General features: G+C 38.2%; 2 protein-coding genes. Both read left to right on the top strand.

Translation table 11 applies throughout. The features are described 5' to 3' along the window. The first annotated feature begins 171 nt into the window (after positions 1-171). Complete coding sequence (locus PGQ38_RS19190) at positions 172-1014, top strand: tyrosine-type recombinase/integrase (protein ID WP_015514772.1); 843 nt, start codon at positions 172-174, stop codon at positions 1012-1014. 2 nt (positions 1015-1016) lie between these two features. Then, positions 1017-2192, top strand: a complete 1176-nt coding sequence (locus tag PGQ38_RS19185; protein WP_230322190.1) for an IS91 family transposase — start codon at positions 1017-1019, stop codon at positions 2190-2192. Positions 2193-2468 lie beyond the last annotated feature (276 nt).

Genomic DNA, 2468 nt, shown 5'->3' with positions numbered 1-2468 from the left:
TAGTATTGTTAAGTCACCACAACCAACAATCAAACAGGATCGACATCCCCACTGCCTATGATAAGAATACCATTGAGCTGCCTTTCTGGCAAGCAGTTTTATTATGCTAATGCTCCTCCATGTAAGCAGTGTTTATACATTTACGATTTACTTTACATGGAGGATTTTATTATGTACGAAGAAATTTTTAATCAGATTAGATCTGCTGCGAATAAACGGAATCTCAAGGATTCCACAATTCATGCATACTGTACCAGTGTTGCTCATTTTTTGAACCACACAGCCAAGGATATAGATGCATTAACAACTGACGATGTTGATACATTCCTAACTGAAAAGAAACTTTCCGGGATTTCACCAGAAACATACAATCACTACCATTCAGGAATCCGCTTCTTTTACAAAAAAGTATTGAAGATGAATTGGGATGATGATGACATACCTCGTATGAAAAGGGACAGAAAGTTACCAGCGGTGCTTACAAAAGCAGAAATATCAGCTATTCTTGATGCTACACCAAATCTGAAGCATAAAGCTATGATCGCTACTATGTATTCAGGTGGACTTCGTGTTTCAGAAGTCACACACCTTCATTATGATGATATTTCACGCACGAACAAAACCATACACATCCGCGATGGAAAAAGCCGATCTGACCGTTATACTTTGCTTGCAGACCGGACGCTTGAAATATTGACAGAATACTGGTTTCAATGTGGCAGGCCAAGAGGGATTCTGTTCCCAAGTTCATGGACAGGGGATTATCTTACAAAAGATAGTGTCATTCAATTTTTTCGTGAAAGCGCCGAAAGAGCAGGCATTCAAAAACACGTCTCCACACATTGTTTGCGTCATAGTTTTGCAAGTCATCTGTTTGAGTCAGGCTGCGATATAAAATATATTCAGGCTCTTTTGGGACATCGTGATCCAAAATCAACAGAGATTTATCTGCATGTAAGCAATAAAACTCTGCTTGGTATTAAAAGCCCATTTGATGAGATGGGTGGTGAATGATTATGGATAAATCATGTACGATACAGGATGTATTTGAACGGTTCTATCCTTCCTATGAAAAGAGGAGTAACCCTCCTGCTCATCACAGAAAAACGGCTTATCACATCAGAAACTGTAAAACAGGAGTTTTTGGTGTAAACATCAGTGTTTGTGAGGACTGCGGATGTATCAGTGTTCACAACAACTCCTGCAGAAGCAGATGCTGTCCCATGTGCCAGGAGTTTCCGAAAGAGAAATGGATTGATGCACAAAAAGAGAACGTATTGGATGCACCCTATTATCATGTAGTATTCACAGTTCCTGAGGAATTGAATTCCATTATTTACAGCAACCAGAAGCTGTTATATGATGCACTGTATCATGCTGCTTCAGCCACATTGAATGAATTGTCAAAAGATGCAAAGTATCTGGGAGCTGATATAGGGTATATCTGCATTCTTCATACCTGGGGCTCTGCAATGAATTATCATCCTCATATTCATACCATTGTTCTTGGAGGTGGGCTTGATGATGAAAATAAATGGAAAGACACAGGTGGAAATTTTTTTCTCCCATATGGTGTCATCTCAAAAGTGTTCCGTGGAAAATATCTGGATGAGTTAAAAAGCCTGTGGAATGATTCTAAGCTTAAATTTCATGGTACAGCAGAGAAATATCAGAACAGCTATCGTTTTAAAGAACTTCTTGATAAGTGTTATGAAAAGAACTGGGTCACTTACTGTAAAGAAACTTTCAATGGTGCACAGTCGGTTATCAATTATCTTGGAAAATATACCCACAGGATAGCAATCAGTAATCATCGAATCAAATCCATGACGGATACGACAGTTACATATGCAGTAAAAGACTATAAAAACGAAGGCCACTGGAAAGAGAAAACAATTTCAGGAGAAGAATTCATCCGTCGATTCATGATGCATGTTCCACCCAAACGATTTGTCAGAATCCGGCACTATGGTCTGCTATCATGTAGAAACAAGAGAAAAAAGATAACTCTCTGCAGAAACCTGCTTGGATGCAAGAAATACATTTCTACATTAAAAAATCTAAATGCAGTAGAAATGATAAAGGTTTTGTATCACATTGATGTATGCAAATGTTCTTCTTGCGGAGGGAATATGGTATCACCCCGCAAAGATAAATACAGTTCTTCTTTTCATGCACATATGAGATGTTAAAATCTACAATTGCATAGAATAAATGACTTCCGCATAGGAGGTTTGTTTGTCATGCCTGAAATTGATTTCTTGAATAAAAAAACTTTTACCAAAACATCCGGTATGATAAACTTAAGGAAAAGAGCAACGATTGAATCCCCATAGCTATCGGCTAAAGGGACGCGACTTTGTTCACCAAGGTAAAATCGAAATTGATGTAAACGAAAGGGCAGTTTTTATCAGAACTCAAGGCTGCTTTTTCGTTTACACCAACTCCGATTGTTTCCTTAACAGTTT

It is taken from the genome of Blautia faecis (genome assembly GCF_027662325.1).
Classification (GTDB): domain Bacteria; phylum Bacillota; class Clostridia; order Lachnospirales; family Lachnospiraceae; genus Blautia_A; species Blautia_A faecis.
Note: the sequence above shows the minus strand (reverse complement) of the source record. Positions and strands in the feature narration are given on the sequence as shown.